This is a genomic window from Sorangium sp. So ce1036 (assembly GCF_051369805.1).
GTDB lineage: Bacteria > Myxococcota_A > Polyangia > Polyangiales > Polyangiaceae > Sorangium > Sorangium cellulosum_F.
Genome location: NZ_JBBMOX010000001.1, coordinates 9,478,854 through 9,504,254 on the forward strand (window position 1 = coordinate 9,478,854; position 25,401 = coordinate 9,504,254).

Below are 25,401 nucleotides of genomic sequence, written 5' to 3' on the forward strand. Positions count from 1 at the left end.
TGCAGACAGGAGCCCCTGTTCGTCTCGGAGGGTGCCAATCCCTGCGCTGGTTGAACGGGAGTCCACGGTAGGCCCGAGGAGAGGGGGGCGTCGCGCGCGGTGGGGACGGGCCGTGTCTGAGCCCGTTGACCATCTCTCCTCCGGCAGCGCCGGAGGAGAGATGGCTCAGGCGAGTTCGGCGGGGCCTCGCCGCGCGCGACGCCCCCCTCTCCTCGGGCCGGGCAGCCCGGCGAGACCTTTCCCGTACAACCGGACCGAGCCAGGCAACGACGCCCGAAGCGCCACAGCCCAGAACGGAGCGCCCCGGAACGGAACAGGGCTATCGCCCGCGCCGCCCTCTCTCTACCCGCTCACCGCCCGCCCACGTCGGAACCCGCTCCGCCCCGGGCGCCGTCGCTTTAAGATGCTGGCATGTCCAGCAAGCAACCGGAGCAATCCCCGCCCCCGCCCCTGCCCCGCGCCCCGGCCGGATGGGCGAGCCGCGCCCTCGACGCCCTCGAAAAGGCGGGCAACAGGCTGCCCGATCCGGCGCTGCTCTTCGTCGTGCTCGCCGCCGTGGTCGTGGTCCTGTCCGCGGCGCTCGCGCCCCTCCAGTTCGCCGAGATCGACCCCCGGACCAAGCAGCCGATCCAGGTCCAGAGCCAGCTCTCGGGCAAGGCCATCACCGAGTTCCTCTCGGCCATGGTCCCGACCTTCACGGGCTTCCATCCGCTGGGCGTGGTGCTCGTGGCGCTGCTCGGCGTCGGCATCGCCGAGCACTCCGGGTTCATCAACGCCGGCCTGAAAAAGCTCCTCGCGATCACGCCGAGAGCGCTGCTCACGCCGATGCTGATCCTCGTGGCCATCGTGAGCCACACCGCCGCGGACGCGGGCTACGTGCTCGTCATCCCGCTCGGCGCCGTCATCTTCCAGGCCGCCGGCCGGCACCCGCTCGCCGGCATCGCCGCCGCGTTCGCGGGCGTCTCCGGCGGCTTCAGCGCCAACTTCATCCCGTCCAGCCTCGACCCGCTGCTCCAGGGCCTGACCCAGGCCGGCGCCGGCATCCTCGACCCGGAGCGCGCCGTCAACCCGCTCTGCAACTGGTTCTTCTGCAGCGCCTCCAGCTTGCTCGTCATGGGGCTCGGCTGGTTCATCACCGATCGCGTGATCGAGCCGCGCCTCGCCCGGACGCCCGTCGACGCCGCGCCCGAGCCGGAGCAGGAGCCGCAGCGCATGGCGGCGCTCACGCCGCGCGAGGCGCGCGCGCTCTGGCTGGGCCTCGGGGCCCTCCTGGCCTGCGTCGCGTCGCTCGTCGCGGCGAGCGCGCCCGCGTCCTCGCCGCTGCGCGCGCCGAGCGGGGAGCTCACGGCCAGCGCCGCGCCGCTCATGCGCGCGATCGTGCCGCTCATCTTCCTGTTCTTCCTCGTCCCGGGGCTGGTCTACGGCTACGCGTCCGGCGCCTTCAAGAGCCACCGCGACGTGATCGGCGGCATGAGCAAGACGATGAGCACCATGGCCTATTACCTGGTCATGGCCTTCTTCGCCGCCCAGTTCATCTATCTCTTCAACAAGTCGAACCTCGGCGCGCTCCTGGCGCTCAAGGGCGCCGGGGCGCTCAAGGCCATGGCGCTCCCGAGCACGGTGACCATCGTGGGCGCCATCCTGCTCACGGCGGCGGTGAACCTCCTCATCGGCTCCGCGTCGGCCAAATGGGCGCTGCTCGCCCCGATCCTCGTGCCCATGCTCATGTCGCTCGGCATCTCGCCGGAGCTCACCCAGGCGGCCTATCGCGTCGGGGACTCGACCACGAACATCATCACGCCGCTCATGGTCTATTTCCCCCTGGTCGTGGTCTTCTGCCAGAAGTACGTGAAGAGCACGGGGATCGGCACGCTCGTCGCGCTCATGGTGCCTTATTCCCTCACCTTCCTCACCGCGTGGAGCCTGTTTCTCCTCGTCTACTGGCAGCTCGGGCTCCCGCTCGGGCTGGACGCGCCCTACGTCTACCCCTGACCGCCCCCCGTGCGGTCTCGTCACGAGCGCCCCCTCGCCCTGAGCGTGCACATTCGCACTGGAAGAGAATATTCCATCCACAAGGCAGCCGATCCGGCCTGACCGCGCTCGAGGGGCTCTAGGCGCGCCGCGATCCTGACCGACCGCTGCTCTCGTTACCGTCGCAGGCGAAGAGAGCGTCCTTGACAGAGGAGCGCCTCTTCGCGCTTGCTGAGCCGGCTCGCCACGCTCCGTGACGGCCTCCCCGAACGAACCGCATGCTCAAGGTGCCCGACCTCCTTGCCGTGTTGCAGCAGATCGCGCGTCGGGCCATGGCCGTCCCACCGCGCGCGCCGCGCGGCGGCGTGTTCCTCCGCGAGGGCGAGCGCCTCGTGGCTCGAGCGCTGGCCGGGTTCGGCGCGACGCCTCCTCCCCTGCCGCGGCGCTCGGCGGCCGTGGAGCCCGACGGCGCGCGCGGCCCGCTCACCCCGGAGGCGGCGCTCGAGGCGGCGCGGGGGCCCCGCGTCGTCGATGCGCGCGCGTGGTACCGCGCGAACCTGCCCTCCGCGATCGAGCTCGACGGCGCCGTTCCTGAAGGCGCCGGCGTGCTGATCGCGCCCATCTCGCTGGGCGGCGAGCCGGTGGGCTACCTCGCCGTCGAGCAGCCGACCCTGGAGCCTCCGGACGAGGACCGCCGCGCCCTCATCGAGGTCTTCGCGGACGCCGCCGCGGACGCGCTGGAGCGCAACAGGCTCTATGACGACAAGGCGAGATCGGCGCAGGAGATCCGCCTGTTCGAGCGGATGCTGAACGCGGTGGGCACCACCGTCGAGCTGCATCACCTCATCGAGACCATCGCCCACGGGATCCGGAGCGTGCAGCTCGAGCCGGACTGGAAGACCGTGGAGCTCTGGCTGCTCGAGGACGACGCCCCCGGAGAGCGCGCCGCGGGCGCGGGGGGGGACCGCCGCGCCCGCGTGTACCGGGCCCCGCGGTCCGAGCCGACGACGTACTGGCAGAACGTTCACGCCGGCGCCGCCAGCGCCGGGCGCGATCTGGGCCTCAGCGTGGACTTCCGGACCGGCGGCGGCGGGTACGGCGCGGGCTCTCAGAGCGAGCTGCTCGACGACGCGATCGACCGGCGCGTGCCCGGCATCGTCATCGCGCCCTGCACGCCCGACATCGTCGAGGAGGGGTTCCGGCGGGCGGCGGAGGCGGACATCCCGGTCGTCGTGATCGACACGCCGCCCGTGCCGGGCAGCCTGGCGCCGCTGTACATCGGCACCGACAACGTGGCGGCGGGCCGGATGGCGGGCGAGATGATGCTGCGGCTGCTCCCCGGCGGCGGCGTCGTCGCGCCCCTCGGCCCCGTCGAGCTCGCGCTGAACGCCCGCGAGCGCGTCGAGGGCTTCCGCGCCGCGACCCTCGGGTCGAATCTCACGGTGCTGCCGACCACCGCGTGCGACTGGGATCTGGCGGCCGGGACGAGGCTCGCCGCCGCGGCGCTCAGGGCGCGGCCGGACATCGGCGGCGCGTTCGGGGCCGCCGCCGACAACGGGCCCTCCTGGGGCCTCGCGACGAGCCAGCTCGGCCGGCGCGGCGATCTCAAGATCATCGGGTTCGATCTCATCGCCAGCACGGTCGCCCTGCTCCGGCAGGGCACGATCCACGCGACGATCGTCCAGCGCGAGTACGACATGGGCTTCCGCGCCGTCGAGGTGATCCATCGCATGATGATGCGCGGCATCGCGCCGATCCTCGCGGAGCTGCCGCCCTCGCGCGTCCTCCACACCGGCGTCGACTGCGTCACCCTCGAGCGGACGCCGTGGTCCACGCCGCTGGCCGATTATCTCACGCTCGACGCGGCCCGCCGGGCCGCGAGCGGGCAGGACGCTCGGCCCCTGGCCGCCGCGCATCCCGCCGAGATCCTGCTGATCGGCCTCTCGCCGCCCGAGCGCTCCGTCGTCGAGGACCAGGTCGCGATCCCGGCGCGCTCGCCCGTGGGCCGCGCGATCGAGGCGGGTCGCCCGCTCGTGCTCGACCCGGCCGACGGCGACGGGCGCGCGGACGCCGCCCTGCCCCCGGCCCACGCCGGCGCGCGCACGGTCGTCGTCCTGCCCCTGCAGGCCCGGGGCAGCGCCCTCGGCGCCCTCGTCCTGAGCAGCGACCGGCGGCAGGCGTGCGGGCCAGGCGACGTGTCGTTCCTCGTCCGCGTTTCCGGCACGGCGGCGGTCGGCATCGAGAACGCCCGGCTGTTCCGCCGGATCTCCGAGCGGAGCGCGGCGCTCGAGCGCGCCGGCGTGCAGCGGGAGTCGATGCTCCAGACGATCCGCGCGCTCTCGAGCCCCGTCGTGCCGATCGCGGAGGGCATCCTGGTGATGCCCGTGATCGGCGTCATGGACGCCCAGCGCTCGAGCCATTTCATCGAGTCGATGTTGCGGGCGATCGACGCGCAGGGGGCGCGGATCGTGCTGATCGACGTCACCGGGATGGCGGTCGTGGACGCGGCGGCGGCGTCGCAGCTCGTCCGGGCGGCGCAGGCGGCCGCGCTGCTCGGGGCCGAGGCGGTGCTCGTCGGCCTGAGGCCGGACGCCGCGCAGACGATGGTCGATCAGGGCCTCGACGTCGGCTCGATGGTGACGCAGCCCAACCTGGCGCGCGGCTTCCGCTACGCGCTGGCCAGGACCCGCGGCCGCGGCGTCGGCCGGCGCGGCTGAGCGGCGGCGGGCGGGCGGGCTGGTCAGGCGCGCGGCGGGCGAGGTCAGACGTCCGCGGGGCGCCGCCTCCCGCGACCGAGAGGGTCACGAATCGGGCGAACTTTCGCCGGGCGCGCGGCGCGCGACCTCGTCGAGGATCTCGCCGGCGAGGAGCGACTCGCACGCGGGAAACAGGTCCCGCTCCTCGAAGCGCACGTGCTCGGCGAGCTCCGCGCCGAAGGCCCGCGCGGCGCTCGCGTCGCCCGCCGATGCCAGCGTGACCGCGCGTCGCAGGCGGGCGTGGTCGCGCTCGACGCGCTCGCAGAGGTCGGGCCGGCCCGCGGCGCGCAGCGCGGGCAGCAGGACCTGCTCCTCCGCGAAGAAGTGGGGCTCTAGCTGCCGATCGAACCGGTCGCGGAGGCGCGCGCCGTCCGACGTCGACCAGGCGTCGATCTGCCGCTCGACGGCGCGGGCCAGGACGAGGGCGTGGTGGTGCTCGGAGGACAGGCCGCGGAGCCGCCGGTCGCGCTTCACGACGGCTCCGGTCCCCGCGGCGCGCCGCCGTCGTCGTCCCAGCGCGTGAGCTCCGCGGCGACCGCCTCATGCAGGTGCGCGATCGCCTCTCGAGGCGCGAGCGACGCGAGGTACGGGGTCGGACACTCGTGGATGGCCATTCCGGAGCAGGGCCCGTGCTCGTCGAGGTGGCACTGGCTCTGCTCGACGGCGTCGAGCGGGACCGCGTAGGTCTCCGGGCACGCGGGGCACGACACCTCGAGCGACAGGTGGTGGGCGAGCTGGGTCGAGATCATGGGCGACTCCTTTCACGAGAGGATGTGGCAGGACACGTGCCAAAAACTCGCGCTGTCCTCGCGCAGCTCGCGCGAGGGCGCGTTGCGCCCGATCCCAGCACGCGCGCGGCCTCCGCCTGGGAGCCGCGAGAGGCATCGAGGACGCCGAGGAGGCGCTCTCGCTCGACGTCCGCGCGCGACCGGAGCGCAAGGCGTGCGCCGGGCGGCGACGGTTGCGCGAGCAGCTCCTCCGGGAGGTCCTCGGCGTCGCTCCGCGCGCCGGTCGCGCGCCGCGATTTCGAGCGCGAAACCGGGCAGATCCGTGCGCGACGAGCGTCCGGCACGCGCCTTGCTCACACGGACGACAGGAGGTCCACCATGCTGAGCCCAGCCCAATCGGTCGCCAACATCGTCCTCGACCACTCCGAGTGCGCCCAGGTCTTCCAGCAGCACCGAATCGACTTCTGCTGCCGCGGGGAGCTCAGCCTGGAGCGGGCCGCCAGGGAGCGCGGGGTCGAGCTCCCCGCGCTCCTGGGGCAGCTCGAGCGAGCCATCGCGGAGCGGCGAGGCGCCGCGCCGGACGCGATGCGCGACGCCTCGACGCCCGCGCTCATCGACCACATCGTGGGCAAGCACCACGCGTACCTGCGAAAGGCGCTGCCCTTCGTGCGCGCGCTCGCGGCGAAGGTCGCGCGGGTCCACGGCGAGCGCAACCCGAAGCTGCGCGCCCTCGACGGCGCCGTGGGCGAGCTCTCGGACGCCCTGCTCGCGCACCTCGACGACGAGGAGGCGAACCTGTTCCCGGCGCTCCGCTCCGCCGGCGCGGACGTCGACCCGGAGACGGCGCGCGCCCTCGCGGCGATGCGCGAGGAGCACCTCGCGGTGGCGAAGCTCCTCGAGACCCTTCGTGACGCGAGCGACGACTTCGCGCTGCCCGACTGGGCCTGCGGCAGCTATCGCGCGCTGTTCGGCGAGCTCCAGGCGATCGAGCAGGACACCTTCCGGCACGTTCACCTGGAGAACCACGTCCTCGCGCCGCGCTTCGGTCGATGAGCGGGCGCGACGCGGCGAGGCGGCGGCGCTGGGCCGGTCGCGCGCGCATCGGCTCGGCCAGCGGAGACGTGCCCACGGAAGTCGAGGATGGATAGATGCCGTACGTGAATGTTCAGATCACAAGGGGCGCCTCGCGAGAGCAGAAGGCTCAGATCGTGAAGGACATCACCGATTCGCTGGTTCGAACTCTGGGCAAGAAGCCGGAGCACATTCATATCGTCATCCAGGAGATCGCGGAGGAGGACTGGGGGTTCTCCGGCCTGCTGACCGACGACTGGAAGAAGCAGAATCCACGGTAGCCCCCCGTGCGAGCGACGCGACGGCGTCAACGGCGTCGCGTTCGACAGCGCAGGGCAGCGCTGCGCCCCCGGCCGCCCGGACCGCCTCGACCTCGGCCGCCGCGCCGTCGTGGCGGAGCGAGCGCGGGCCGTCGCCGCCTGGCAGGAGCGCGCTCGCGACCGCCGCGACCGGCCGCCCCCGGCCGCGACAGGCGAGCGCGAGGCGCGCGGGGGACGGCTCTTCTGAAGAGCGTTCGCCGCGCCCCCGCGCGGTGTTACAACCTGCGGGCCTCCTGCCGTGACGTCCGCGGCCGTCCGTCCACGAGCCGCCCCGTTCTCACCCCCTGGAGAGGTCCATGTCGGCGAAGCTCAACGAAAGCGAAGTCATCGCGTCATGCGAGGGCTGCTGGGAGCGGGAGATCGTCCCCGCGCTGCACGACTACATCCGCATCCCCAACAAGTCGCCCGCCTTCGACCCGGCCTGGCGCGAGAACGGCCACATGGACAGGGCCACGTCGCTCGTCGAGGCGTGGTGCAAGGCGCAGCCGATCCCCGGGCTCACGGTGGAGGTGGTCCGCCTCGACCAGCGCACGCCGGTGATCCTGATGGAGGTGCCGGGCACGGGCGACGACACGGTGCTCCTCTACGGGCACCTCGACAAGCAGCCCGAGATGGTCGGCTGGCGCCAGGGGCTCGGCCCGTGGGAGCCGGTGCGCGAGGGCGACCGGCTCTACGGCCGCGGCGGCGCCGACGACGGCTACTCGAGCTTCGCCTCGCTCGCCGCCCTGCGCCTCTTGCACGAGCAGGGGGTGCCGCACGCGCGCTGCGTGGTGCTCATCGAGGGGTGCGAGGAGAGCGGCAGCCCGGATCTGCCGGCCTACATCGACGCGCTCGCCGGTCGCATCGGCAAGCCGAGCCTGGTCGTGTGCCTCGACTCCGGCTGCGGCAACTACGACCAGCTCTGGATCACGACCTCGCTCCGCGGCCTCGTCCAGGGCACGCTGGAGGTGAGCATCCTGCGCGAGGGCGTGCACTCGGGCGTGGGCAGCGGCGTGGTGCCCTCGAGCTTCCGGATCCTGCGGCAGCTCCTGTCGCGCATCGAGGACGAGCGGACCGGGCGCGTGCTCGTCGACGCGCTGCACGTCGAGATCCCGGAGGAGCGCGCGGCGCAGGCGCGGGCCGCGGCCGGGGTGCTGGGCCCCACGGTGGTGAGCGAGCTGCCGTGGGTGCAGGGCGGCCGCCCCGTGACCGACGAGGTCGCGGAGCTGCTCTTGAACCGCACGTGGCGGCCAGCGCTCTCCGTGACCGGCGCCGACGGCCTGCCGCCCGTGGCCGGCGCGGGCAACGTGCTGCGCCCGTTCACGAGGGCGAAGCTCTCGGTGCGCATCCCGCCGCGCGTCGACCCGAGGGCGGCGGCGGCCGCGCTGAAGCGCGTCCTGGAGGAGGATCCGCCCTACGGCGCGGAGGTCCGGTTCCACGTCACCGAGCCGTCGGCCGGGTGGGACGCGCCGGCGACGGCGCCGTGGCTGGAAGAGGCGGTGAACAGGGCCTCGCGGACGTACTTCGGCCGGCCCGCGATGGGCATCGGCGAGGGCGGGACGATCCCGTTCATGGCGATGCTGGGGCAGAAGTTCCCGGAGGCGCAGTTCCTGATCACGGGCGTGCTCGGGCCGCAGTCGAACGCGCACGGGCCCAACGAGTTCCTGCACCTCGGCATGGGCAAGAAGCTGACCTGCTGCGTCGCGAGCGTGCTCGCCGACCACGCCGCGCGGGCGCGCTGACGCGGCGCCGCGGCGGCGTGCCCGGGGGCGCGGCGGCGAGGGGCGGCGCGCTCGGGGCGCCCGCCTCCGCGCCGTCCCACACCGCAAAAGGAGGAGGGCGCCCACCCCCGCCTCCGTCCGCGAGGCGGATGGATCCGCGAGCGCTGTTTGTGCCAGGATCTGATCCCGGTGTCATGAGGGGCCGCTTACCGCGCGTCCACCGACCTGCGGGGCGAAGGGGCTGCGCTCCTCGAAGACCTCACCGGGCCTGCACGGCGGACCGGGCTCCAGGGCATCGACGCCTGGGCGGTCATGCGGTTTACCGTGAACGGTGCGATTCTTGCCATGGGCCAGGGACGTGTCGCGGAAAGGTCACGCCACCATGTCCAGTCAGCTACCGTCTCGTCCTTCTGTTCGGTCAAGGTCGCTCCGCACGCGAGCGATTTCCCTGCTCGCCCTCTGCGCCGCCCCGTCTGTCGCCTTCCTGGCGGGCTGCGCCGATGAGCCAGACAATTACCACAACTACTATTATACGATTGAGGAGGGCGGGACCGGCGGCGCCGGGGGGGCCGGGGGCGCCGGCGGCGCGCCCGGAGAGGAGTACCCGGGAGCGCCCGTCGCGGACACCGAGGTGACGGATCTCGCGCTCGACGTCTTCGGCACCCTCGGGAACCGCTACTGGTTCGCTGTCCCGGAAGAGCAGCTCGAGATCATGAACGAAGGGAGCAGCGGAATCGGGATCCCCGGCATGCCGGGATCCGGAGACATCTATTCACCGACCGGGGAGGACGCGACCTTCGTGGATCACCTGTGGGTGACCACGGCCGGCGCCGAGGGCAAGACGGCCGACTACGGCAAGGTCCAGGTGGGGGTCGCCGGACAGTCGACGATGCGGCCCTGGACGAAGCGCACGATCCCCAACCTCAACATCGACACGGACGAGTTCGTCGAAAAGCAACGGCTCGGCGGCTTCGAGCACCTGCGCTTCAACAACGGCCAGGTCGGCAGCATCTTCCGCGAGCGCCTCGCGCTCGAGCTCTACGCTCGCCTCGATTATCCGGCTCCCCTGGCCGGCTACGCCTGGGTCTCGAGCAACGTCTGGGGGCCGGAGGTGTCCATCCCCTACATCGTGGTCGAGCGCTACAAGAGGGGGTTCTGCGAGCGCCTCGAGAGCAAGCTCGGCGGTGGCTGCGCCAACATGTGGGAGTTCGCCGGGGACTTCGCCGGCAACGACCCGTGGGGCGGCCCGATCCCGCTCGACGTGTTCCCGGTCGGCGGCAGCGTCTTCGACGATCCGGGGAGCTGCCAGCTCAAGACGTGTGACAACACCCGCGTGAAGGAGCTCGAGGAGACGATCGCCGACACGCCGCACGGCGAGGGGTTCAAGGACGCGCTCGCGAGCTGGATCGACTGGCCGGCCTTCCATCGGTTCCAGTGCCTGTCGTGGGTGCTCGCCACCGGGGACGACACGATCCACAACAGCAACAACGTCGTGCTGGTCGAGCGGGCCGACGGTCTGTTCCAGTACTTGCCGTACTCGGTCGACATCAGCCTGGGGCAAAGCTGGTACGCGCAGGTCCCCCTGCCCGGCACGAGCGCGCTGGCGCGCGGATGCCAGAGCGATCCGGCCTGCTGGGACGACACGATCGCGGCGTGCGAGGGGGTGATCGAGGACTTCGCCGCGCTGGACCCCAGCGCGGTGCTGAAGGGCATCTACGATGAGCTGTCGGACGAGGGCATGCTCCGTCCGGGCGACGAGGAGCGATACCGCTCTCTGGACGCCTGGCTCACGGAGCGCATCGAGGCGCTGCCGGCGGAGCTGGAGAGCAACCGTGAGCAGCCGCAGCTCTGCATGCCTCCCCTCGTCGATTGCGGCGGCTACTGCGCCTATCCCCCGGAGTGCGGCGCGGGCGGTGGAGGCCCGGGCGGGGAAGACCCGGGCGCGGGCGGCGAGGGCGGGAAAGACCCGGGCGCCGGGGGCGCGGGCGGGGAGGACCCGGGCAGCGCAGGCGCAGGCGGCGAGGGTCCGGGCGCCGGGGGCGCGGGCGGCGAGGGCCCGGGCGCCGGGGGCGCAGGCGGCGAAGAGCCGGGCGCTGGACTCCGGGACTGATCGCGGTCATTCGGGGAGCGGCGCCGCGAGCATCAGGTCCTCCGTCGCCTGAATGTCAGCGGCGTCAGCTCCCGAGCTCTTCGACCATGAGATCGATGAAGCGCCTGACGCGGGGTTCCAGGAGACGTCGCGTCGGGTAGATCGCCACGATCTTCACGTCCCCTGCCTCGAGGTCGGGTAGCACCTGCTGGAGGCGACCGGCAGCCAGGTCCTCGGCCACCAGGAAGTCCGGAAGAAACGCGATGCCGAGCCCTGCGACGGCCGCATCCCGGATGGCCTCTCCACTATCCAGCCGCAGGCGGCTTCGTCCTTGCGCCTTGACCCAGGCTCCATCGTCGCCGAGGAAGCGCCAGCTCTGCCTCCGATTGCGGCTGCTGAAGATCAAGCAGTCGTGGTCAGCGAAGTCATCGATGTTCAGCGGTTCACCACGCCCGGCAAGGTAGGACGGCGCGGCGCAAAGCACGGCCTTGTACCTGGCGACCACCCGGGAGACCAGCCGCGTGTCCGGGGGCGCCTCTCCGATCCGCACGGCCAGATCGAAGCCCTCCTCGACGATGTCGGCCTGGCGATCGGTGAAGCTCACCTCCACCTGGATGTCGGGCCAGGCCTCGAGATACTTCCGCAGCAGCGGCAGAACGACGAGCCGCCCGAAGGCGTCGGGGACGGTGAGCCGCAGGAGCCCCCGTGGCGTGCCGGAGCGCCCCGCCACGCTCGCCTCTGCTTCGTCGACGGCCGCGAGGATCTGCAAACCCCGGTCGTAGAACACCCGACCTTCATCGGTGAGGCTCAGCGCCCTGGTCGTGCGGTTCAGGAGGCGCACGCCCAGCCTGTCTTCCAGGCGATTCACGGCTTTGCCCGCCGCCGACCTGGTCAGGCCCATCGCCTGCCCCCCGGCGATGAAGCTCCCTTCCTCGACGACGGCCATGAAGACGAGGATCTCGTTCAGGTTCGCGCGCAGCATGTTGCAACTCCATCTGCTCCGGCGCTGGGATGAGCAGGGCGCATGGAAACCGTCAAGAAATTTCTTCGCGTCTGTGTAGACCTCCGTTCGCCAATGGGCTGGCTACGGTTCTCGACGCCTCGTCGATGTCGCGACGAGGAACCACAAACAGCGAGGAAGCTCACATGACACAGAAGGCCACCACCTACAACCACGGCGTTCCGTGGGAAGACGGCTTCGGCGTCACCCAGGGGTACAGCATCCACGGCACCATCTACATTTCGGGGCAATTTTCCCACGACATGCAGGGCGCGTTCATCGGTGAGGGCGACTTCGAGGCGCAGGCCCGGCAGACGCTGGAGAACCTCGATCGGGTGCTGGCGGGGTTCAACGTCACGAGGTCCAACCTCGCCGAGGTGGTCATTTACCTGACGAACCCGAGCGAGCATTTCGAGCGGTGCGTTGCTCTGTACAAGGAATATGTTGGGCAACATCGTCCGGCAGGCACCCTCATCGGCGTTTCGGGGCTGGCGTTCCCACATCAACTGATTGAGATCCGCGCCGTTGCGCACACCAGCTAGTTCCCGCGTCAGAAATCCCGCCAGAACAACCGGTCGATGATGGGCGCGCGGCGCTTATTTTCGCTGGTCGCTCTTCGCCCCCTCGGTCATCGAGCCCGGCTCGATGGCCAAGGCAGGCAACTGGGAGTTCCGCGCCGGCTCCGCCGGTTGGGGCAACTACGACGACATGGACCTGGCGCGCCAGTACAGGCCGGGGCCCGACAGGATCCTCGACGAGCTCCCCGGCGGCGGCGTCGAGCCGGGCGAGACCCCGGAGGACGCGGCGGCGCGCGAGCTGCTCGAGGAGACAAGGCTTTACGAGCTGGGCTGCCTGAGAGCGCACGGCTGATCCGCGCCGCGCGCCCGGGTCATGGTCACATTTGCCCGGAGAGAGTTCACATGAAGGCGGGAAAGCGAGAAGATCATTGATCTTTTCGTCCCACCTTCCCGCCTTCATGGTCCAATCTGACCACTCCCCGCGCCCGACCTCAGCGCGTCCGCCTCGCCTCCGGCGTTGCGAGCCCTGCCGGGCGCCGGCTGGGCTATGCTGGAGGCCATGCCCAGGCACGAACACGTCCTCCTCGCCCCCGGCGCAGGCGCGTCGGGTCGCACGGTCCAGGCGCCTTCGAGCGGCAGGGCCCGCCCGCACGTCGACGACCGGCTGGCCCCGCCCGAGACGCGGGTGGAGTACCTCGACGGCGCCGAGCTCTTCGCCGCCCCGGCCGATGCGCCGCACGCGACGCAGCATTTCGATCTGACCTACGTCCTCGGCGCCCACGTCGCCGCGGGCTACCGGGGCGCCGTCGACATGCTCACCCGGGCCGACTGCGGCAGCGATTATGCGCCCGACGCCAGCGTCTTCTCGCAGAAGCCCGATCGCGGAGGCCACCGGCGGCTGGAGGAGCTGGCCTTCGAGGTCAGCGACAAGCAAGCCCTCGCCGTGCCGACCAGCAAGGCGCGCCGGCTGATCGCTCGGGGCGTGCGGCGGGTGTTCTGCATCCTGGTGAAGCAGCGCCGGGTGCTGGAATGGTCGCGCGAGACCGACGGCTGGCAGCCGCTCGCGAAGGATGCGGTCATCGAGGACCGATGCCTCGTGCTCCCGCTACCGATCCAGGCGCTGCTCGACGCCACCTCCTCGGACGACGCCGTGGCCCGCGCGCTGCTCGAGAAGCGCGTGCCCGCGCTCGAGGCGGCGCTCGCAGAGGGCGAGGCGCTCGGCGAAGCGCGCGGCGAGGCGCGCGGCGCGGCGCTCGGCGAGGCGCGCGGCGAGGCGCGCGGAGAAGCGCGCGGCGCGCTGCTCGGCGAGCTCAGGATGGCGCAGGAGGCCATCACCACGGTGCTGCAAGCGCGCGGGGTCGTGGTGCCGGCCAAGGTGGCTCGCACGATCGCCGGCTGCGACGATCCGACCAAGCTGCGGCGATGGCTCAAGCGCGCGGCCACCGCGGCCACGGCGGCCGAGGTCGTCGCGGGCTCCCGGCGCAAGCGTTGACGGTCGCTGTCAGTCGCTCTCCCCGCCGCGGCGCACGTGCTTCTTCTCGCTCGTGCGCCGTTTCTCGTCGAGCCGCCTCCTCTTCGACGCCCGCGTCGGCCGCGTCGGCCTCCGCAGCACCGGCACCACGAGCGCGCGACCCCCTGAGCGGAAAGACGCGCCGGGGCGGCGATACCGGAGCGGTCGCCCGGATCGCGCTGGCTGCTGGTCCACGCCCTCGCGGTCTCGGCCCGCCGCTCTGACGTCGGGGCGCCCCACCTGGATCGGGTGGTTGGCGTGATGCCGGACGTCGGGCCGCGCACGGGTGCGGCAGCGACGCGGCATGCTACGGACCTGGTCATGAACGGCGAGCGCGAGCAAGAAGACGCAGGGAGTTTGGCATCTGGCCCGCCCGCACGACGTCCAGAGAGGGTGGAGGCGAGCGACATCGAACGAGAGATCAGGGCACCTGAGGCTGATCTACATCTTCGGCTGGACCGTCGAGCTCGTGGTCTTTCTTTTCGTTGTGTACGGCATCGTTTGGGTCCTCCTGCGAACCTGCACCGCTGTTGACTGGTACTACAGCCGCACGTCGCGAAATCTACGCTGATCTCGATGAGCAGGCGGACGATCGTGACGCTTGGCTCGCCCGCACAGCGGTGGAGCTCAGCTCGTTCGCTGCTCACCGACGTGCGGCTGTCGTACGAGAGCGACGAACCCATTGAAGATCGTACAATTTCAATGAATTACGCCGCCTCCTGGATGAGCCGCTGGGGCGCCTCGAGATCCTGAATTGCCACGCATTCCAGCAGATCGGCGCCCTGGCGCCCCGACCCACACGCCGCTGTAGCTCGGATGGTGCTCGACTCACCCAGCTTCCAGCGAGCCGCGCGCTACCCCGGCTTCTTCGCCACGACGAACGCAACCATCCCCCCAGCACCGATCTCCCTCTCCTCGATCTCGACGAACCCTGCCTCGCGCATCTCGCGGAGAATCGTCTCACGATCGTAGATGTGGACGGCCGGCGCCCTCCCGAACCAGCGCAGCACCGTGATGATCGCGCCGTAGGGTACCCAGGTGTCGCCGAGGCAGACGTTGGACGCGATGAACGAGCCGCCGGGCTTGAGGAGGTCGAAGATGGTCTTGAGGGTGCGCCTTCGATCGGGCACGAGGTGGAGGATGGAGTACGCCCAGGCGCTGTCGAAGTGCTCGGGCTCGTACGGAGCGGGCCCGTCCAGCGTGCCCTGGAGAAAGGTGACGTTGGTCACGCCTTGGGCCTGCTTCTTCTGGTCGGCGATGCGGAGCATCTCGGCCGAGACGTCCATCGCGTGGATGTGACCGGCGAATGGCGACATCGCCAGGGCGAGCGAGCCGGTGCCGCAGCCGATCTCGAGGACCATCGAGCTCGGGCGCAGGTGCTCGCGGGTGATGGCCTTCTTGCGCTCGAAGGCCGTGACGTTCTTCACCGGCATGGCGGCGTACTTCTCGGCGACGTTATCCCAGAACTTGGCGTTGGCGCTCATCGTGGTCGACGATTCTACGCGTCCGGCGCGTCTGCGCCTGGTGCAAGTTCGTGACGCAGGGGCGCAGCTTCGCGCCACCTTTCGGCCTCGCCGCGAAACAGCGCTGCGCGCGCTGTCAACGCCGCGGTGATGCGCTCGCGCGCGGCCCGCAGGCGCGCGTTGTCCCGGAGGTCGCGGTGGCTGAGGAGCCAGAAGTCGCCGACGTGGCGCAGGTCCGGCTTCGCGAGGCGCTGCAACCCGGGCTCCGGATCGCCCGCGTACGTGGGCAACAGGATGAAGCCGAGGCCTGCCTGCGCGGCCTCGATCATGACCGCCATCGACTCGAACGTGCCCCAGATCGGAAGCTCCGGATAGCTCGACGACGCGACGAGCTCCTCGGTGAGCTTGCGCGGGTTGGATCCGAGCCAGCGCGCGCCGCGCTCGGGGTCGAGCCGGGCAGCGTGCGCCGTCGCGACGTAGTTGCAGAGGGTGATGGGGACGAGCCGCCGCCCGATCAGGTGCTCCGGCGGGGACGCGCTCGGCAAGAGCGCGCGCACCGCGACATCGGCCTCGCGCTTCGATAAATCCAGGTATTTGGCGTCGGCGTCCAGCTCGATCTCGATGCCGGGATGCTGCTCACAGAGGCTCGCCAGGGCGCGGACGAGGATCTTCGCGATGAAAGGGTCGGTGCAGGTCACCCGCACGGCCCCCGCGAGCCGCGCGTCTTGTCCGGCGAGGCCGCGCTCCAGCGCGGCCATCTCCCGCTCGACGCGCTCCGCCCCCGAGACCATCTCGTGGCCCGCGCCCGTCAGCAAGTACCCGTCGCGGTGCCGGTCGAACAGCTTCACGCCGAGCCGCGTCTCGAGGGCCTCGACCCGCCGCGCCACGGTCGAGTGGCTCACGCCGAGCGTCGAGCCCGCCGCGCGGACGGAGCCCGTACGAGCGAGCGCGAGAAAATGGCGGACGTCATCCCAGTCCACGACGCCGGCGATCATACCCCTCGCGGGCGCGCGCGACCTGCGCAGATGCGCCCCCCGACCCCAGGGAGCTGCGGGCCATCGCCTCCACGTCGAGGGGATCCGCCGCGCCCTGGCCCGCGCCCGTCCTGGCGCACACGTCGTCGTCGCGACAGGGCGCCTCGCGCGAGCAGCGGCGCAGGCCGGCGGGCATCACGTGGCGGCTCTGGCGCTCGACGACCAGCAGCGCTATCCCGATGGCACGGGCCATCGCGGCCGACGCCGGCGCCGAGGGCGTGTCGACGGTCGCCGGCTCAGGGCACCGTGTCCTTGCGGGCGACCGACGAGGCGCGCAGGGCGGCGATCTTCGCGTCGACCTCGGCGGGCGACAGGATCGCGTCCTTGGCGAAGTACACCCAGTCGGCGTCCTCGTGGTACGTGCGCGAGCTGCGCTGGGCCGCGTCGAGCTCGTCGAACCAGACCTGGAAGCTCAGGTGCTGGCCCGCCTCCGGGGCGAACTTCTCGGGGTGCGTCGCGCCCGGCACCTCCACGCCGTCGATGTAGTAGGTGATCGACGAGCTGGTGACCTGGAGGAGGAGCGTGTGCCAGCCGTCGTGGCTCTCCGGGACGAGGGTCGATAGCTTGTCGGTCGTCGTCTCCCACGAGGTCAGCCACATCGTGCTGTCGTCGCCCTGCCCCCAGCCGCCGTTCGGCATGTACTCGAAATCCTGCTCCGAGTAGTCCGGGTCGCCCTCGACATACTCGGTGATCGTGAAGAACGTCTCGATCGGCTTGTCGGCGAGGAAGCGCGCGCCGGACAGCGGCGCGTCGTGGAATTTCACCCTGGCGGCGTAGGTGCCCAGACGGAACTTGTCGGAGGTCGACATGACCTCGGCCTGCGAGCTGCCAGCCGCGGTGCCGTCCGTGGTCCCCTGGAGCCGCATCAGCTTGTTGGCGGGGTCCTGGGGGTCGGTGATCAGCGAGATGTTCGACGACAGCCACTGCGCGCCTTTCACGCCGGGGCCGCCCGACCAGGTCCGCAGCGCCCACCCGTCGCGGAACCTGCTGTCGCCGGTGCCTGTATAGCTGAAATCGTCGAAGAACTCGGCGGTGACAGGGTTCCCGGCGAGCGTCGTCGCGCTCGCCTGGCTGGACGCCGTCGACTCGCCTCCCGCGTTCGAGGCGGTGACCTTGTAGTAGTAGGTGGTGGACGCCGCGAGGCCAGCGCTGTCGTAGCTGGTCGAGGCCACGCCGGAGGCGATCCGGTTTCTCCCCCCGGGCGTGAAGCCCGGCGTGGTCGACCGGTAGACGCTGTAGCTCGTCGCGCCGCCGCTCGCGGACCAGCTCAGGGCGATCGCGCTCGAGCTCGCCGCCGTGGCCGTGAGCGACGTCGGCGCCGCGGGGACCGCCACGCCGCCGCTCGGCGGCGCCCCGCCGCGCACGCCGCCCGTGGGCGCGGAGCCGGCGTCGTGCACGGTGATGCGGCTCCAGTCGGAGAACGTGCCCTGGTTCCCGTACGAGTAGTCGTCGGCCTCGCTGACATTCACGCCGAGCTGGATCCCGAGGTCGATCGGCTGGGTCGTGGCCCCCGGGGCCAGGCTCCCGGCCCCGTTCGAGAAGCGGATCTCCACGTAGCGATCGGCGCCGGACCGGGAGACGGTGCCGGTCGCCAGCGTGATGTTGCTGCACGACGGGCTCCACCACCAGCACGCCGGGGTCACCGTCGCGGCGCCGTTCTTCGTGAACCAGTACCGCACGACGATGCTGCTCAGCGGCACCGACCGTGGGGTGTTGTTGCGCACGCGGATGCCGGCCTCGATGATGGTGTCGTTCGGGGCGGCTGCGTCGTAGTTGGCGTATTGAACGGTGAAGTCGGTCTCGGTCGTGGCGGCGAGGCTCTCGCCGGGATGGCACGCGAGGCAGAGGACGACGACGGCCAGCGACGCGAGGCGGAAGCCGCATGCCTGGAGGCCCGCCCTCGCGGCGAGGGGCGCCGCGCGCCGGCGCGCGGCCGGTCGCGTCCTCTGCTGGTCGCTCCGCGACGATCTCGGTCGTGATCCCATCAACAGCACCTCTTTCTGGCGATGTCCATCGGCCCCGGCGCGATGGAGTGGAGTCGGAAAGGCGCACGCGCCGACCGGCCGTGATCGGCGGCTCTTGGTGCAGGGGCGCTGCAAAACGCGCACTTCGTCGAGATCGCGCCCATGGCCTCATCCTGGATGGTGGCACGGGCGCCGCGCCTTCAGGAAATCGTCACCCGCCGGGGCGGCCCCTTGCGGAGCCGCCGTGCCACATCGTCGCCGACGAGCGCAGCGGATGGGTTCACCTGGTCTGGCGCTGCGCGGGACACGCGCGCGGCCTCACCAGGGGATCGGGCCGTCGTCGTCCGAGAACGTGCCGGTCGGTCCGTCGGGACCGAGCAGCGCGAGCCGCACCGGCTCGCGCGCGCCCTCGGCGACGCTGCGCGGCCCCTTGTGGTTGGTGAGATCGGTCGCGGTGTAGCCAGGGCACGCGGCGTTGACCTTGATCGGCGTGCCGGCGAGCTCCTGGGCGAACGCGACCGTGACCGCGTTGAGCGCGCTCTTCGACGGGCCGTAGGCGACGCCGCCGATCCCGCGATTCGGAAACGCGGGGTCGCTGATCGCGGTGAGCGAGCCGAGCCGGCTCGACACGTTGACGATCCGCCCGGCCGGCGCCTCGCGCAAGAGCGGCAGCATCGCCTGGGTCACGGCGATCACGCCGAACACGTTGGTCTCGAACACGGCGCGGACGTCCGCGAGCGCCGTGGCGCTCGGCGCTCCCACCTTGGCGATGCCGGCGTTGTTGACGAGCACGTCGAGGCGGCCGAGCTCCGCGCGGATCCACGCGGCGGCGGCGGCGATCGTGTCGGCGCGGGTGACGTCGAGCGCGAGCGCGCGCGCGTCGCCGCCCTCCGCGCGGATCTGGGCGGCCGCGGCCTCGCCGCGCCCGGGGTCGCGCGCGCCGACGAGGACGAGGGCGCCGCGGCGCGCGAGCTCGCGGGCGATCGCCAGACCGATACCTTTGTTGGCCCCGGTGACCAGGGCGATGAGCTTGGATGTCATGCGCCCTCAGATGGCGACGCGCGGGACTCGCGCCTTGGCGGTTCTTGGCAGCTTCACGACGCCCCACCGGGCCGCCAAGAACGCCCAAGCCCGCCCCGGAGCGCGGGGGTATCCTCGAGGCATGACGATCCACACCGACGAGCTCACGGTCTCGGCTCCCGGCGTGCGCGCCATGCGCTGGTCGACCGACGAGCTCCACGTCTGCATGAAGGACGCGTACGCGATCACCCGGATCGACGCGGGGCGCTCGGAGTGGTGGAGCCGCGGCCAGGTCTGGCGCAGCGCCCCGGGCTCGTTCCAGCTGAAGCAACCCGGCGACGTCCACCGCGACATCGCACGCGACGGTCCGGGCGTGTTCCAGGTCATCCTGCTGCCGGCGCAGGGGGTCGAGCGCGTCATCGGCAAGCGCGCGCGCGTCGAGCCGCAGCTCTCTGCGGGCGATGAGCGCGCGCGGCCGTTCGAGCGGCTGCACGCGGCGGTGGAGCGCGGCGCCGATCGCCTCGCGCTCGAGGTCGCGGTGGCGGAGGCGATCGCGGCGCTCGGCGCGGTCGCCGATCAGCCGAGCGAGCGCACCCGGCCCGTGCGCCGCGCCGTGGAGCTCCTTCACGCGCGGCTCGCCGAGGCGATCACGCTCGACGATCTCGCCGCGCACGCCGGCCTCGACAAGTACCATCTGTGCCGCGCGTTCCGCGCCCAGGTCGGGATGCCACCGCACGCCTACCTCACGCGCCTGCGGATCCTGCGCGCGAAGGCGCTGCTCGCCGCCGGCGTGAGGCCGCGCGACGTCGCGCCGCAGGTCGGGCTCTACGATCAGAGCCAGCTCAACCGGCACTTCCGACGGATCGTCGGCACGACGCCGGGCCAGTACGCGCGCGCGGTCTGATGCCGCGCTGGGTGACGGTTTCCTGCTGCGAGGGGACGGCCTCTGCCGCAGGGGTGCTAGGATCCCGGGATGCGCGGTCGCCTTGAATCGAGGAGGCGGTGAGCATCTCGTCGCGGGGGCGCGAGGCCGCGGCGGTCGTGGTGGCGCTCGCGGCGCACCTCGCGATCCTCGCGGCGCCGGCGCGCGAGCGGGCCATCGAGGTCCCGGCCGCGCCGCCCGATCTCGTGGACGGCATCGATCTGGAGCTCGAAGGGGACGCTCCCCGGGCCGGCCCCGGGGCCGCGCCGCCGGCCGCGGGCGAGCCGGTGGAGGCCAGCAAGGCCGCCCCGGTCGAGAAGACGCAGGCGCCCGCGCCGGCGGCCGCGGCCGCCAAGGTCGCCTCTGCCGCGCGCTCGACGCCGGCGCCCGCCCCCGAGCCCGCGGCGCCCACCCCCGAGCCCGCGGCGCCCACCCCCGAGCCCGCGGCGCCTGCGGGCGCGGCCCAGGGGCCGGCGGCGGTGGCCGCAGGACCCGGCGCCGCGGCCACGGTGCCGCCCGCCGACGAGTACGGCGGGCCTCCCCCGGCGGCGGGCGGGGGCGTCGCGCTCGCGCCCGGGCTCGGCGCGCCCCTCTGGACCCTCCCCGGCGCCCTGCCCAGCGCCGAGGCGCCCCGCCCCGCCCCGACGGTCGCCGCGCCTGCTCCGCCCGTGGATCTCGCCATCGCGGGCAAGGTGCTGAGCGGCACCCTCCACAGCAAGGACAAGGCCGTCGGGATCAGCGTCCCGGCCGCGGGCCTGGTGGCGACCACGCTGGCCGACGCGGTGCGCGCCTCGGCCGCGCCCCTCGACGCCCGCGCCACCTTCGAGGTCAAGCTGGGCGCCGACGGCCAGGTCCTCGGCGTCCGCCTCGTGAGCGCGACGGCGGGCGACGGCCCCACCTGGGACCGCATCGTGGGCGCGGCCCGGGGCACGCTCGCCGGGCGCGCGATGCAGATGGGGCCCGACCGGGCGCCCGTGACCGTGACGGTCAAGGTCGAGTCCAAGGTGCAATATCCCTCGGGCAGCAAGAAGAAGCCCAGGCCGGAGCTCGTGTGCGCCGAGGAGGTGCTCGAGCAGATCCAGCAGGCGATCGAGGACCCGAGTCAGATCGGCGCGCGGTCGGATCCGACCGGCGTCGGGGCGCCGTCGCCGGCCGACGCGGACGAGGAGGAGCGGAAGAGGCGCTTCTGCATCCCCATCGGGCTGCGCGTCAAAGGCGATCTGTCCGACGTCGGGGCGCACAAGGTCAACGTGGTCTCCGCGTCGTTCGCGGTGAAGCGCGAGGGCGAGCGCGCCCTGCCCCACGAGGACATCCTGCCCATCGACACGCGCGTGCCCTGGGCGCCCAAGGATCCGAAGAAGATGAAGCTGCCGAAGCCCAAGAAGAAGCCGAAGAAGAAGCGCTAGCTCCACTGCGGGAAGTCGGCCTGGAAGGCGAACCGCCATGCCGCCGAGGGCGCCAAGAAATAAGGGGAACAGGAGGGGGAAATGCTGCGACAGCCCTCCCCCTCTCCTCTTGGCGGCCTTGGCGGCTCTTCTGCTGATCCGGGGCAACTTCCCGCAGGAGTGCAAGCGCGCCCACCACGTCAATCGACCGAGAAATGAACCGCCACGCGCGCGGCCCCCGCCGTCGCCGCCCGCGGCCGTGACCGGGCCCGGCCGCACGCTCGGCGTCACAAATGAAATTTTGTTGCAATTGCATCCTTGGTACACTAACCCTCCCCGCCCCACGCCGCGGCGCGCGGCTCCCACCGTAGAGAGGGCTCTGTCGTGACCCGAAAGCTCCCCGTCACCGTGCTGTCCGGCTTCCTGGGCGCGGGCAAGACCACGCTGCTCAACCACGTCCTCGCGAACCGCGACGGCCTGCGGGTCGCCGTGATCGTCAACGACATGAGCGAGGTCAACGTCGACGCGGCGCTCGTCCGGGGCGGGGGCGCGGCGCTCCGCCGGGTGGAGGAGCGGCTCGTCGAGATGTCGAACGGCTGCATCTGCTGCACGCTCCGGGAGGATCTCCTGGTCGAGGTCGCCCGGCTCGCGCGGGAGGGGCGCTTCGATTACCTGCTCATCGAGTCGACCGGCATCTCGGAGCCCCTCCCCGTCGCCGAGACGTTCACCTTCGAGGATCCGGAGACCGGCGAGGGCCTGTCGGAGGTCGCCCGGCTCGACACGCTCGTCACCGTGGTCGACGCGCAGCGGTTCCTCGCGGACTGGACGAGCGCCGACGACCTCCGCGCGCGCAAGGCCGCGCTGGACGGCGACGACGAGCGCACGGTCGCGGATCTGCTCGTCGAGCAGGTCGAGTTCGCCAATGTCCTCGTCGTCAACAAGACGGATCTCGTGGGCGAGGACGAGGTCGAGCGGCTCACGGCGATGCTCCGGCACCTGAACCCCGGCGCCCGCATCCTCAGGTCCCTCCGGGGTCAGGTCGATCCGCGCGAGATCCTCGGCACCGCGCGCTTCGATTTCGAGGAGGCGGCGCGCGCGCCCGGCTGGATGAGGGAGCTGCGCGGCGAGCACGTGCCCGAGACCGAGGAGTACGGGATCCAGAGCTTCGTTTACCGCGCCCGCCGCCCGATGCACCCGGGGCGGCTCTGGCAGCTCCTTCACGGCGCGAGCGCCTGGGATGGAGTGCTCCGCTCCAAGGGGTTCTTCTGGCTCGCGACGCGCATGAGCGTCACCGGCGCCTGGTCGCAGGCCGGCGGCGCGGCCTCCTTCGAGGCCGCGGGCAGGTGGTACGCGGCCCTGCCGGAGGCGGAGTGGCCCGGAGACGAGGAGACGCGCGCCGCGATCGACGCCGCGTGGGACCCGACCTGGGGCGACCGGCGGCAGGAGATCGTCTTCATCGGCGTCGACATGAATCGTGAGGCGCTCACGCGCGGACTCGACGCCTGCCTGCTCACCCCGGACGAGATGGCCGAGGGCCCCTCCGGCTGGCGCCGGCTCGACGATCCGTTCCCCGCGTGGGAGGAGGCCGAGGAGGCCGAGACAGGGCCGCTCGAGCACCTCGTGGCGTAGCCTCCTCGCCGGGACAGCGACGCAGCGCAGGGAGGGTCGCGCGCGGCCCCTGCGCGAGCCGCCCCTGCGCGCTCCACGCCCGCGAGCGCTCGCGCGAGCGTCTCCCGATCGTCGAAGTCGCCGCCCACGAGCTCGACGCCCGGCAGCGAGGCGAGCGCTCCGGCGCGCGGACCATCGCTCGAAACCGCACGCCCCTCCGCGAGCGACGCTCCGCGCGTCGCGGCGGTCTGGGACTTCCTGCTCTCGGAGATGAGGCGAGCGCTGCGCTGACGTGGCCAATCACGACGACCGCAACAGCGAGTGGCAGATCGCGGACGCGAACAGCGGCGGGATCCAGGGCCGTATCGATCATGAGCCGCTCTTCGATCCGCTGGAGCACGGCTCGCCGGCGCAGCACGAGACGGGTCGCCTCGCGGCCGTCCAGTTCTTCATAGACGACCGGTCTACTAGGTGCTACCGTGCGGCTTGTTGAACGCGACCGCCGCCACCACCGACGTCCGCCGGCACATCCTCGAAGTGGCCCATCCGCTGCTGTTGCGGAAGGGCTTCACGGCGGTCGGCCTGGCCGAGGTGCTGGCGGCGGCGCAGGTGCCGAAGGGCTCGTTCTATCACTACTTCGGTTCCAAGGAGTCCTTCGGCGAGGCGGTGCTCGAGGCCTATTTCGCCGGCTACCTGGCGCGCATGGACGCGCTCCTGGCGCAGCCGGGCACGGCCGCAGAGCGGCTGATCGGCTATTTCCGCGACTGGCTCGACTCGCAGACCGGCGACGAGGCGCAGCGGCGTTGCCTCGTGGTCAAGCTCGGCGCGGAGGTCTGCGATCTGTCCGAGAACATGCGCGCGGCGCTGGAGCGCGGCACCCGCGGCATCGTCGAACGCCTGGCGCGCGGCATCGAGGCCGGCAGGGCGGACGGCTCGCTGCCGGCCGGGCAGGACGCGCAGGCCGTCGCGGTCGCGCTCTACCAGAGCTGGCTCGGCGCCAGTCTGCTGGCCAAGATCGCCCGCGACCGCGCGCCGCTGGACACGGCCATGGCCATCACGCGGCAACTGCTGGGTCTGGCGCACGCCGCCTGAGGCGGGAGAGGTGCATGCTCTTCCGCCTTGTTCGCGCCGGGGCTCTAGACGACCGGTCTACTCGTGCGTGGTTGCGCGCCGCGCTCGCCTCATCCGCGCTCGACCGCGCCAGCGGCGCGCCGGAGCGATCCAGCAGAACACTTCCGCCTCACACCACGCCACAGCACAGGAGTAGCCCATGCCTCAACGCGAACCCGTCAATCGCCGCGTCATCCTCGCCGCGCGTCCGCGCGGCCTGCCGACGCCGCGAGACTTCCGTCTCGACGAAGCCGCCATACCGACGCCAGGCGAAGGTCAGGTGCTGCTGCGCACGCTGTACCTCTCGCTCGATCCGTACATGCGCCAGGTGATGGACGAAATCCCGCCGGTCTACGCGCCGTCGGTGGGGCTGGGCGAGCCCATGGTGGGCGGCACGGTGAGCCGCGTCGTCGCCTCCGGGCATCCGCAGTTCCGCGCCGGCGATCTGGTGCTCGGCAACGCCGGCTGGCAGGACTACGCGCTCTCGAACGGTCAGGACCTGGTCCAGCTCGGTGAGATGGCGCGGCCGTCGCTGGCGCTGGGCGTGCTCGGCATGCCCGCGTTCACCGCCTACGTCGGCCTGCTCGAGATCGGCCGGCCCGCGCCGGGCGAAACCGTGGTCCTGGCCGCGGCGACCGGCGCGGTCGGCGCGGTGGTCGGGCAGCTCGCCAAGCTCGAGGGCGCGCGCGTGGTCGGCATCGCCGGCGGCGCCGACAAGTGCCGCCACGCGGTCGAGGAGCTCGGCGTCGACGTCTGCCTCGACCGCCGCGACCCGCGGCTGGCCGAGCGCCTCGCGGTCGCCTGCCCGGACGGCATCGACGTCTATTACGAGAACGTCGGCGGCCCGGTGTTCGACGCGGTGCTGCCGCTGCTCAACATCGGCGCGCGCGTGCCGGTGGTCGGCCTGATCGCGCATTACAACGACGAGACGCTGCCGCCCGGCCCGAACCGGCTGCCGCTGCTGATGACGGCGGTGCTGCAGAAGCGCATTCGCATGCAGGGCCTGGTCATCCTCGACCACTACGCCGACCGCTACGACGCGTTCCGCCGCGACATGGGCGCGTGGGTCGCCGACGGCCGGGTCAAGCTGCGCGAGGACCTGGTCGACGGGCTGGAGAACGCGCCGGCGGCCTTCATCGGCCTGCTCGAGGGGCGCAACTTCGGCAAGCTCGTGGTGCGCGTCGCCGACGCTTGACGCGCCGACGCCGCCGGGCGGCTCCGGCGTGGCAGGC

23 protein-coding genes and 1 pseudogene are annotated in these 25,401 nt (G+C 72.1%); 15 read left to right on the forward strand and 9 right to left on the reverse strand.

What is annotated here, in order from left to right:
- The first annotated feature begins 411 nt into the window (after positions 1-411).
- Positions 412-1,992 (forward strand): AbgT family transporter, encoded by a 1,581-nt coding sequence (locus tag WMF31_RS35640; protein ID WP_436606209.1) that lies wholly within the window; start codon positions 412-414, stop codon positions 1,990-1,992.
- Positions 1,993-2,249: 257 nt separating this feature from the next.
- A complete protein-coding gene (locus WMF31_RS35645) occupies positions 2,250-4,688 on the forward strand; it encodes a substrate-binding domain-containing protein (protein ID WP_436606210.1) in 2,439 nt (812 codons plus the stop codon).
- 84 nt (positions 4,689-4,772) lie between these two features.
- Here WMF31_RS35645 and WMF31_RS35650 read toward each other — a convergent pair whose 3' ends face one another.
- Genes WMF31_RS35650 through WMF31_RS35660 form a run of 3 tightly spaced genes read right to left on the reverse strand, consistent with a single transcriptional unit; the run spans position 4,773 to position 5,799 of the window.
- Positions 4,773-5,201, reverse strand: a complete 429-nt coding sequence (locus tag WMF31_RS35650; protein ID WP_436606211.1) for a hemerythrin domain-containing protein — start codon at positions 5,199-5,201, stop codon at positions 4,773-4,775.
- Positions 5,198-5,476, reverse strand: a complete 279-nt coding sequence (locus tag WMF31_RS35655; RefSeq protein ID WP_436606212.1) for a hypothetical protein — start codon at positions 5,474-5,476, stop codon at positions 5,198-5,200. The genes WMF31_RS35650 and WMF31_RS35655 overlap by 4 nt, the downstream gene beginning before the upstream one ends.
- Positions 5,473-5,799, reverse strand: coding sequence for a helix-turn-helix domain-containing protein (locus WMF31_RS35660; protein WP_436606213.1), 327 nt, complete (start codon positions 5,797-5,799; stop codon positions 5,473-5,475). Before WMF31_RS35660 ends, WMF31_RS35655 begins: the two co-directional genes overlap by 4 nt.
- Positions 5,800-5,833: 34 nt before the next feature.
- On the opposite strand from WMF31_RS35660, the gene WMF31_RS35665 reads away from it, so the two are divergent.
- From WMF31_RS35665 to WMF31_RS35680, 4 genes are all read left to right on the forward strand, one after another.
- Positions 5,834-6,508: a DUF542 domain-containing protein gene (locus WMF31_RS35665; protein ID WP_436606214.1), complete on the forward strand. Its 675-nt coding sequence runs from the start codon at positions 5,834-5,836 to the stop codon at positions 6,506-6,508.
- Between the two features lie 95 nt (positions 6,509-6,603).
- Positions 6,604-6,807 (forward strand): 2-hydroxymuconate tautomerase, encoded by a 204-nt coding sequence (locus WMF31_RS35670; RefSeq protein ID WP_436606215.1) that lies wholly within the window; start codon positions 6,604-6,606, stop codon positions 6,805-6,807.
- A 335-nt stretch (positions 6,808-7,142) separates the two neighbouring features.
- Positions 7,143-8,567 carry a M20 family metallopeptidase gene (locus WMF31_RS35675; protein WP_436606216.1) on the forward strand — a complete coding sequence of 475 codons (1,425 nt, stop codon included), beginning with the start codon at positions 7,143-7,145 and terminating at the stop codon, positions 8,565-8,567.
- 361 nt (positions 8,568-8,928) lie between these two features.
- The gene (locus WMF31_RS35680) at positions 8,929-10,656 is read left to right on the forward strand and encodes a CotH kinase family protein (RefSeq protein WP_436606217.1); all 1,728 of its coding nucleotides are present in this window, start codon (positions 8,929-8,931) and stop codon (positions 10,654-10,656) included.
- Between the two features lie 64 nt (positions 10,657-10,720).
- Here WMF31_RS35680 and WMF31_RS35685 read toward each other — a convergent pair whose 3' ends face one another.
- Entirely contained in the window at positions 10,721-11,617 is an 897-nt protein-coding gene (locus WMF31_RS35685; protein ID WP_436606218.1) for a LysR family transcriptional regulator, read from the reverse strand.
- A 164-nt stretch (positions 11,618-11,781) separates the two neighbouring features.
- Between WMF31_RS35685 and WMF31_RS35690 the strand changes: the two genes are divergently transcribed.
- The 3 genes and pseudogenes from WMF31_RS35690 to WMF31_RS35700 all read left to right on the forward strand — a co-directional run bounded on the left by WMF31_RS35690 (position 11,782) and on the right by WMF31_RS35700 (position 13,645).
- The gene (locus tag WMF31_RS35690; protein WP_436606219.1) at positions 11,782-12,177 is read left to right on the forward strand and encodes a RidA family protein; all 396 of its coding nucleotides are present in this window, start codon (positions 11,782-11,784) and stop codon (positions 12,175-12,177) included.
- Between the two features lie 172 nt (positions 12,178-12,349).
- Positions 12,350-12,466: pseudogene (locus WMF31_RS35695) on the forward strand (NUDIX domain-containing protein); the annotation flags it as partial.
- Positions 12,467-12,712: 246 nt separating this feature from the next.
- Entirely contained in the window at positions 12,713-13,645 is a 933-nt protein-coding gene (locus WMF31_RS35700; RefSeq protein ID WP_436606220.1) for a Uma2 family endonuclease, read from the forward strand.
- 872 nt (positions 13,646-14,517) lie between these two features.
- Here the strand turns inward: WMF31_RS35700 and WMF31_RS35705 are convergent.
- The 5 genes from WMF31_RS35705 to WMF31_RS35725 all read right to left on the reverse strand — a co-directional run bounded on the left by WMF31_RS35705 (position 14,518) and on the right by WMF31_RS35725 (position 19,165).
- A complete protein-coding gene (locus WMF31_RS35705) occupies positions 14,518-15,147 on the reverse strand; it encodes a class I SAM-dependent methyltransferase (protein ID WP_436606221.1) in 630 nt (209 codons plus the stop codon).
- Positions 15,148-15,161: 14 nt separating this feature from the next.
- Positions 15,162-16,106 carry a LysR family transcriptional regulator gene (locus WMF31_RS35710; protein WP_436606222.1) on the reverse strand — a complete coding sequence of 315 codons (945 nt, stop codon included), beginning with the start codon at positions 16,104-16,106 and terminating at the stop codon, positions 15,162-15,164.
- Positions 16,093-16,353 carry a hypothetical protein gene (locus tag WMF31_RS35715; RefSeq protein ID WP_436606223.1) on the reverse strand — a complete coding sequence of 87 codons (261 nt, stop codon included), beginning with the start codon at positions 16,351-16,353 and terminating at the stop codon, positions 16,093-16,095. Before WMF31_RS35715 ends, WMF31_RS35710 begins: the two co-directional genes overlap by 14 nt.
- A gap of 43 nt (positions 16,354-16,396) precedes the next feature.
- Positions 16,397-18,145 (reverse strand): cellulose binding domain-containing protein, encoded by a 1,749-nt coding sequence (locus WMF31_RS35720; protein WP_436606224.1) that lies wholly within the window; start codon positions 18,143-18,145, stop codon positions 16,397-16,399.
- A gap of 297 nt (positions 18,146-18,442) precedes the next feature.
- Positions 18,443-19,165, reverse strand: a complete 723-nt coding sequence (locus tag WMF31_RS35725; protein ID WP_436606225.1) for an SDR family oxidoreductase — start codon at positions 19,163-19,165, stop codon at positions 18,443-18,445.
- Between the two features lie 121 nt (positions 19,166-19,286).
- Between WMF31_RS35725 and WMF31_RS35730 the strand changes: the two genes are divergently transcribed.
- The 6 genes from WMF31_RS35730 to WMF31_RS35755 all read left to right on the forward strand — a co-directional run bounded on the left by WMF31_RS35730 (position 19,287) and on the right by WMF31_RS35755 (position 25,364).
- Positions 19,287-20,048 (forward strand): helix-turn-helix transcriptional regulator, encoded by a 762-nt coding sequence (locus WMF31_RS35730; RefSeq protein WP_436606226.1) that lies wholly within the window; start codon positions 19,287-19,289, stop codon positions 20,046-20,048.
- 98 nt (positions 20,049-20,146) lie between these two features.
- Positions 20,147-21,472, forward strand: a complete 1,326-nt coding sequence (locus WMF31_RS35735) for a hypothetical protein (protein ID WP_436606227.1) — start codon at positions 20,147-20,149, stop codon at positions 21,470-21,472.
- 363 nt (positions 21,473-21,835) lie between these two features.
- Positions 21,836-23,080 carry a zinc metallochaperone GTPase ZigA gene (gene zigA / locus WMF31_RS35740; RefSeq protein ID WP_436606228.1) on the forward strand — a complete coding sequence of 415 codons (1,245 nt, stop codon included), beginning with the start codon at positions 21,836-21,838 and terminating at the stop codon, positions 23,078-23,080.
- A gap of 271 nt (positions 23,081-23,351) precedes the next feature.
- Positions 23,352-23,552 (forward strand): hypothetical protein, encoded by a 201-nt coding sequence (locus WMF31_RS35745; RefSeq protein WP_129344381.1) that lies wholly within the window; start codon positions 23,352-23,354, stop codon positions 23,550-23,552.
- Entirely contained in the window at positions 23,549-24,151 is a 603-nt protein-coding gene (locus WMF31_RS35750) for a TetR/AcrR family transcriptional regulator (RefSeq protein WP_436606229.1), read from the forward strand. The genes WMF31_RS35745 and WMF31_RS35750 overlap by 4 nt, the downstream gene beginning before the upstream one ends.
- Positions 24,152-24,329: 178 nt before the next feature.
- Positions 24,330-25,364 (forward strand): NADP-dependent oxidoreductase, encoded by a 1,035-nt coding sequence (locus WMF31_RS35755; RefSeq protein WP_436606230.1) that lies wholly within the window; start codon positions 24,330-24,332, stop codon positions 25,362-25,364.
- Positions 25,365-25,401: the final 37 nt, after the last annotated feature.